The organism is Pseudomonas sp. GW821-FHT01D09, from assembly GCF_059422465.1.
Window position 1 is genome coordinate 166,441 of sequence record NZ_JBWKWY010000007.1, and the last position, 6,774, is coordinate 173,214.

At 61.1% G+C, this 6,774-nt stretch carries 7 protein-coding genes; 5 read left to right on the forward strand and 2 right to left on the reverse strand.

Features of this window, described 5'->3' with window-relative positions; all coding sequences use genetic code 11:
• Positions 1-12: 12 nt before the first annotated feature.
• Together AC07W7_RS10550 and aspA are read right to left on the reverse strand one after the other, a co-directional pair.
• Positions 13-849 carry an ABC transporter ATP-binding protein gene (locus tag AC07W7_RS10550; protein ID WP_076963117.1) on the reverse strand — a complete coding sequence of 279 codons (837 nt, stop codon included), beginning with the start codon at positions 847-849 and terminating at the stop codon, positions 13-15.
• Between the two features lie 430 nt (positions 850-1,279).
• Complete coding sequence (aspA, locus tag AC07W7_RS10555) at positions 1,280-2,704, reverse strand: aspartate ammonia-lyase (protein ID WP_076965091.1); 1,425 nt, start codon at positions 2,702-2,704, stop codon at positions 1,280-1,282.
• A gap of 180 nt (positions 2,705-2,884) precedes the next feature.
• On the opposite strand from aspA, the gene AC07W7_RS10560 reads away from it, so the two are divergent.
• The 5 genes from AC07W7_RS10560 (at position 2,885) to AC07W7_RS10580 (ending at position 6,676) form a co-directional block, all read left to right on the forward strand.
• Positions 2,885-3,793, forward strand: coding sequence for a LysR substrate-binding domain-containing protein (locus AC07W7_RS10560; protein ID WP_076965092.1), 909 nt, complete (start codon positions 2,885-2,887; stop codon positions 3,791-3,793).
• 332 nt (positions 3,794-4,125) lie between these two features.
• Positions 4,126-4,617, forward strand: a complete 492-nt coding sequence (gene purE, locus AC07W7_RS10565; RefSeq protein ID WP_495039263.1) for a 5-(carboxyamino)imidazole ribonucleotide mutase — start codon at positions 4,126-4,128, stop codon at positions 4,615-4,617.
• A 12-nt stretch (positions 4,618-4,629) separates the two neighbouring features.
• On the forward strand, positions 4,630-5,715 hold the full coding sequence (locus tag AC07W7_RS10570) for a 5-(carboxyamino)imidazole ribonucleotide synthase (RefSeq protein WP_495039264.1): 1,086 nt from the start codon (positions 4,630-4,632) through the stop codon (positions 5,713-5,715).
• Between the two features lie 100 nt (positions 5,716-5,815).
• A complete protein-coding gene (locus AC07W7_RS10575; protein WP_029289950.1) occupies positions 5,816-6,061 on the forward strand; it encodes a GlsB/YeaQ/YmgE family stress response membrane protein in 246 nt (81 codons plus the stop codon).
• A 78-nt stretch (positions 6,062-6,139) separates the two neighbouring features.
• The gene (locus tag AC07W7_RS10580) at positions 6,140-6,676 is read left to right on the forward strand and encodes a DUF3299 domain-containing protein (protein WP_169901014.1); all 537 of its coding nucleotides are present in this window, start codon (positions 6,140-6,142) and stop codon (positions 6,674-6,676) included.
• Positions 6,677-6,774: the final 98 nt, after the last annotated feature.

Genomic DNA, 6,774 nt, shown 5'->3' on the forward strand with positions numbered 1-6,774 from the left:
CAAGGGCGGTGATCAGTGCAGTTCGGTGTCGGCGCCGACCTGGAGCAACTCCATCAGGCGACCGACCAGCGGGCCGATTTCCGGCAGCTTGCGGCGCTCCAGGGGGTTGTCGCGAAACGGCAGGTCGATACTGATTTCCTCGATGATCGTGCCGGGGCGGGCGCTCATGACCAGCAAGCGGTCGGACATGGCGATGCCTTCGATCAGGTCGTGGGTGATAAACAGCGCGGTCTTCTTTTCGTCGAACAGCATCCGCGCCATGTCCTGTTGCAGGATCATCTTGGTCTGGGCATCGAGGGCCGAGAACGGCTCGTCGAGGAACAGCACCTGTGGGTCGATGGCCAGGGTGCGGGCCAGGGCGGCGCGCTGGCGCATGCCGCCAGACAACTGGAACGGGTAGTGATCGGCGTAGCCATTGAGGTGGCAGCGCTCGAGCAAGTCCAGGGCCACCTTCTGCCGGGTGGCGGCCGCCACGCCCTGGATCTCCAGGCCCAGTTCGACGTTGCGGCGGATGCTGCGCCAGGGCATCAACAGGTCCTTTTGCAGCATGAACGCAACCTGCGGCACCGGCCCGGTGACCGGCTTGCCACCGACGAACACTTCTCCTTCGCTGGGGCGGTACAAGCCCGAGCCCATATTGAGAATGGTGCTTTTGCCGCAACCGGAAGGGCCGATGATCGACACCACTTCACCCCGGCGAATCTTGAAGTTCACCTCGCGAATGGCGAAGGGCGCGTGCGCTTTACCCTTGGCCGGGAAACATTTACCGACATTGCGAAATTCAATTTCAGTCGGCTCCAGCTCTTCCCTGAGAGCTTGGTTATTCCATTGGGGCGTCACGGCGTACATCTCTTTCACAGCCATCAGGAAGGTACTCTGGTCTGTTTTATAGGTGATACGACGTTTAGTGCATGAACAATGCCAGTGACTTATTTCCTACGGGCTTTCAGAAAATATTCTTTGTTATTAGTGGGTTGGGTTTAATTTGATAAAGTTTTAATGTTTCATATATAAAACGTTGGTTCTTATATGGCACGAAATTGCACGCGCCCGGGCATGTCATGGGAAGTTGCGAGGAGTTGGTGCTTTTTCAGGTAACGCGGGGGAGTTATGAAAGGGCTTGTTTGTTTTATCTATAAAACGCAGTTGCGCGTTTCTATATAGGTGCTCACTTGTTAAAAAGCAGGCAAAAAAAAGGGCCTGAAGATCGAAATCTTCAAGCCCTCAAAAGGGTGAGAGGTGTCTAGTCCCTCAACCTGGTGAGCGGTGCTACAGGCGTTCAGGCCTTCAAAGGCACCAGACGCGGGGCAATCATGTTTTCCGGGCGCAGGATGTCGTCGAGCATGGCGTCGTCGAGCAAGCCTTCTTCGCGCACCAGTTCCAGCACGCCGCGGCCGCTTTCGAGGGCGATGCGGGCGATGCGGGTGGCGTTTTCATAGCCGATGTACGGGTTCAGCGCGGTGACCAGGCCGATGGAGTGCTCCACCAGTTCGCGGCAGCGTGCTTCGTTGGCGGTGATGCCGACGATGCAGTGTTCGCGCAGCATGTCCATGGCGCGTTGCAGCAGGCGGATCGAGTCGAAGATCTTGAAGGCGATCAGCGGCTCCATCACGTTCAGTTGCAGCTGGCCGCCTTCGGCCGCCATGGTCAGGGCCAGGTCGTTACCGATGACCTGGAAGGCCACCTGGTTCACGGCTTCCGGGATGACCGGGTTGACCTTGCCGGGCATGATCGAGCTGCCTGGCTGACGCGCTGGCAGGTTGATCTCGTTGATCCCGGTACGTGGGCCGCTGGACAGCAGGCGCAGGTCGTTGCAGATCTTCGACAGCTTCACCGCCGTCCGCTTGAGCATGCCGGAGAACAGCACGAACGCGCCCATGTCGGAGGTGGCTTCGATCAGGTCGGCCGCCGGTACCAGCGGCTGGCCGCTGATGGTGGCCAGGCGTTGCACGGCCAGGGCCTGGTAGCGCGGGTCGGCGTTGATGCCGGTGCCGATGGCGGTGCCGCCCAGGTTGACTTCGGTCAGCAGCTCCGGGGCCAGGGTCTTGAGGCGTGCCAGGTCTTCACCCAGGGTGGTGGCGAAGGCGCGGAATTCCTGGCCGAGGGTCATCGGCACGGCGTCTTGCAGTTGGGTGCGGCCCATTTTCAGGACGTGGCCGAACTCGACGCCTTTGGCGGCGAACGCTTGGATCAGGCTGTCGAGGCTGGCCAGCAGCGCGTCATGGCCCAACAGCAGACCCAGGCGGATCGCGGTCGGGTAGGCGTCGTTGGTCGACTGCGCCATGTTCACGTCGTTGTTGGGGTGCAGGTATTGGTATTCGCCTTTGTTGTGGCCCATGGCCTCCAACGCGATATTGGCGATGACTTCGTTGGCATTCATGTTGGTTGAAGTGCCAGCGCCGCCTTGAATCATGTCCACCACGAACTCTTCGTGGAAGTCGCCGCGGATCAGGCGGGCACAGGCTTCGCTGATGGCAGCGTGCTTGGCTTCGCTGAGCTGGCCCAACTCGCGGTTGGCATCAGCGGCGGCTTGCTTGACCATTGCCAGACCGACCACCAATTTCGGGTAATGCGAAATCGGAACGCCGGAGAGACGGAAGTTATTCACGGCTCGCAGGGTCTGGATGCCGTAATACGCTTGGGCAGGTACTTCGAGTACGCCAAGCAGGTCTTTTTCGGTACGGAATGATGCAGCGCAGGACATGACGGAAATCATCTCGATATGGACCCGGGCTAGGCCGGAACGCTGTGAATGCTAGGCTTGTGGAAGTTTTTGGGCCAATGCTGTTAAGCGCTGACCTATGCACAAACGGCATAATGTTGATGTGACCCGGTTAACATGGCGGGCGTGTGTGCCAAAATGGTGCATGCCCTGGAGAATCTGATGAACCTTGAAAGCAAATGGCTGGAAGACTTTAGCGCCCTGGCGGCCACGCGCAGCTTCTCCCAGGCGGCGGAGCGGCGCTTTGTCACCCAGCCGGCCTTCAGCCGACGTATCCGCAGCCTTGAGGCCGCGTTGGGGCTGACCCTGGTCAACCGCTCGCGCACGCCGGTGGAACTGACGGCGGCGGGGCAGTTGTTTTTGGTCACGGCGCGCACGGTGGTCGAGCAACTGGGCGAAGTGCTGCGCCATTTGCATCACCTTGAAGGCGGCCAGGGCGAAGTCATGCAAGTGGCGGCGGCGCACTCCCTGGCGCTGGGCTTTTTCCCACGCTGGATCGCGCAATTGCGCAATGAAGGGCTGAACATCGCCACGCGCCTGGTGGCCACCAACGTCGGCGACGCGGTGCATGCCCTGCGTGAAGGCGGCTGCGACCTGATGCTGGCGTTCTATGATCCGGATGCGGCGATGCAGATGGACCCGGATATTTTCCCGTCGCTGCACCTGGGCAATACCGAAATGCTCCCGGTGTGCGCCGCCGATGCCGAAGGCAAGCCGTTATTCGACCTGGAAGGCGAGGGCAGCGTGCCATTGCTGGCCTACAGCGCCGGGGCGTTCCTTGGGCGTTCGGTGAACCTGCTGCTGCGCCAGCGCGCCCTGCGCTTTACCACGGTGTACGAAACCGCCATGGCCGACAGCCTCAAAAGCATGGCCCTGGAAGGGTTGGGGATCGCCTGGGTGCCACAGTTGAGCGTGCGTGCCGAACTGGCCCGGGGTGAGTTGGTGGTGTGTGGCGGGCCGCAGTGGCATGTGCCGTTGGAGATTCGCCTGTATCGCTGCGCGTTGGTGCGCAAGGCAAACGTGCGGTTGTTGTGGCGCAAGCTGGAAGGTGGGGCGGCGCAGAGTAGCTGAACCCAGCACAGAACAAATGTGGGAGTTGGCTTGCCTGCGATAGCGGTGTATCAGCCGACACTTCCGGCACTGACCCTGCGCCATCGCAGGCAAGCCAGCTCCCACAGTATTTTGTGGTGTGTTCGCTGACCTGAAAGTCAATAAAACCGCAGGTTTGCCCAGTAAGACAGATGGTCATTCCAGGGGCTGTTTCTCCGCCGTATTACGGTATACTGCGCGGCCTTCGGCCGGTCCAACCGGCCTTAATTCGTATAACAAGCCACGCCGGATTTCCCGCGTGGCTTGTTGTTTTTTGACGCGCCTACGGGCGCCCAGAGAGAAGAGGCACGACGATGAGTGCATTGGTTGGCGTGATCATGGGCTCCAAGTCCGATTGGTCCACCCTTAGCCACACCGCCGATATGCTGGAAAAGCTCGGCATTGCGTTTGAAGTGAAGGTGGTTTCCGCCCACCGCACGCCAGAGCTGCTGTTCCAGTATGCCGATGAAGCAGAATCCCGTGGCATCGAGGTGATCATCGCCGGTGCCGGTGGCGCAGCCCACCTGCCGGGCATGTGTGCGGCCAAGACCCACTTGCCGGTGCTCGGCGTGCCGGTGCAGTCGTCGATGCTCTCGGGCGTGGATTCGCTGCTGTCCATCGTGCAGATGCCCGCCGGGATCCCGGTGGCCACCCTGGCGATCGGCAAGGCCGGCGCGATCAACGCGGCATTGCTGGCCGCCAGTATCCTGGGCGCCAAGCATCCACAGTTCCACGCGGCCCTGAAGAAATTCCGCGCCGAACAGACTGACAGCGTCCTGGACAATCCAGACCCACGCATCGCCTGAGGTTGTTGATTGATGAAAATCGGTGTAATCGGTGGCGGCCAACTGGGTCGCATGCTGGCCCTGGCGGGTACGCCGCTGGGGATGAACTTCGCGTTTCTTGATCCGGCGCCGGACGCCTGTGCGGCGGCCCTGGGCGAACACCTGCGGGCGGACTACAGCGACCCGGACCACTTGCGCCAACTGGCCGATGAAGTCGACCTGGTGACCTTCGAGTTTGAAAGCGTGCCGGCCGAAACCGTGGCGTTCCTGTCGCAGTTCGTCCCCGTGTACCCGAGCGCCGAAGCCCTGCGCATTGCCCGTGACCGCTGGTTTGAAAAAAGCCTGTTCAAGGACCTGGGCATTCCGACCCCGGCCTTCGCCGACATCCAGTCCCAGGCGGACCTGGACGCCGCCGTCGCCAGCATCGGCCTGCCGGCTGTGCTGAAAACCCGCACCCTGGGTTACGACGGCAAGGGCCAGAAAGTCCTGCGTACCGAAGCCGATGTGGTCGGCACATTCGCCGAACTGGGCAGCGTCGCCTGCCTGCTGGAAGGCTTCGTGCCGTTTACCGGCGAAGTCTCGCTGGTGGCCGTGCGCGCCCGGGATGGCGAAACGCGCTTCTACCCATTGGTGCACAACACCCACGACAGCGGCATCCTCAAGCTGTCCGTGGCCAGCACCGACCACCCGTTGCAGGCCCTGGCCGAAGACTATTCCAGCCGCGTGTTGAAGCAACTGGATTATGTCGGCGTGATGGCTTTTGAATTCTTTGAAGTGGACGGTGGCCTCAAGGCCAACGAAATCGCCCCGCGCGTGCACAACTCCGGGCACTGGACCACCGAAGGCGCCGAGTGCAGCCAGTTCGAGAACCACCTGCGGGCGGTCGCGGGCCTGCCACTGGGCTCCACGGCCAAGGTTGGCGAGAGCGCGATGCTCAACTTCATTGGCGTGGTGCCGTCGGTGGAGCAGGTCATTGCGATTGAAGATTGCCACCTGCATCACTATGGCAAGGCCTTCAAGGTCGGGCGCAAGGTCGGCCACGCCAACCTGCGTTGCAAGGACCGCGCGACGCTCGATGCGCAGATCGCCAAGGTCCAGGCACTGATCGCCGCGCAATAACCCATGGAGCGGCGGGAACCATTGGTTGCCGCCATCCTCTGATTGCAGGATGCCAAAGTCTGACTAGGCTTCAGCTAACTTTCATTCAGAGGGAAATGCCATGGGTATCATTGGAACCATCTTTATCGGTTTGATCGTCGGCCTGCTGGCGCGTTTCCTGAAACCAGGCGACGACAGCATGGGCTGGATCATGACCATCCTGCTGGGTATCGCCGGCTCCCTGGCGGCGACCTATGGCGGTCAGGCGCTGGGTATCTACCAGGCCGGCCAGGGTGCAGGCTTTATCGGCGCGCTGGTCGGTGCCATTGTGTTGCTGGTGATCTACGGTCTGCTGAAAAAGAAGTAATTCAGCGTCAAGCCCTCTGCGCTGCGCAGGCGCAGAGGGCTAGAATGCCGGCACTGTGTTTATTTGCCGAGCCCCTTCATGCGCCGCCTTCTGTTGACTGTCCTTTTGCTGGGTTCAAGCCTGGCCCACGCTGCTGAGCTGCCGGAAACCGACTGGCTGGAACTGATGCCCAAGTCAGACCAGAAAGCCCTGGAGCAAATGCCGGATATCGACCACAACTCCCCTGAAGCCCTGGGCACCTTTACCGAAAAGGGTGGCTTGAAGCAGAGCAAGGGCTTGCCTGCCGTGATGTATTCGAGCAAGACCGTAGCGGCCATGAACGGCAAGCACATCCGCCTGGGTGGCTATCCGGTGCCACTGGAAACCGACGCCAAGGGCCGCAGCACCCTGTTTTTCCTGGTGCCTTACCCGGGCGCTTGCATCCATGTCCCGCCACCGCCGCCCAACCAACTGGTGCTGGTGCGTTATCCCAAGGGCTTGAAGCTGGATGATATCTACACGCCGCTGTGGGTCACCGGCACGTTGAAGGTGGAGACGGTCACCAACGACCTGGCGGATGCGGCATATGCGCTGGATGCGGGGGTGGTGCGGGTGGTGCAGGAAGCGGATCTATAGCCAACGCCACAACCCCCCCTTGTGGGAGCGGGCTTGTGTGGGAGCGGGCTTGCCCGCGATGGCGGTGTATCAGTCGCCGAATGTATCGGCTGAAACAC

Bases quoted from the DNA above. Each gene is read 5' to 3' on its own strand.
- AC07W7_RS10580 (WP_169901014.1), top strand. From the start codon at position 6,140: ATGCGCCGCCTTCTGTTGACTGTCCTTTTGCTGGGTTCAAGCCTGGCC.
- AC07W7_RS10560 (WP_076965092.1), top strand. From the start codon at position 2,885: ATGAACCTTGAAAGCAAATGGCTGGAAGACTTTAGCGCCCTGGCGGCC.
- AC07W7_RS10570 (WP_495039264.1), top strand. From the start codon at position 4,630: ATGAAAATCGGTGTAATCGGTGGCGGCCAACTGGGTCGCATGCTGGCC.
- AC07W7_RS10575 (WP_029289950.1), top strand. From the start codon at position 5,816: ATGGGTATCATTGGAACCATCTTTATCGGTTTGATCGTCGGCCTGCTG.
- AC07W7_RS10550 (WP_076963117.1), bottom strand. From the start codon at position 849: ATGTACGCCGTGACGCCCCAATGGAATAACCAAGCTCTCAGGGAAGAG.
- aspA (WP_076965091.1), bottom strand. From the start codon at position 2,704: ATGTCCTGCGCTGCATCATTCCGTACCGAAAAAGACCTGCTTGGCGTA.
- purE (WP_495039263.1), top strand. From the start codon at position 4,126: ATGAGTGCATTGGTTGGCGTGATCATGGGCTCCAAGTCCGATTGGTCC.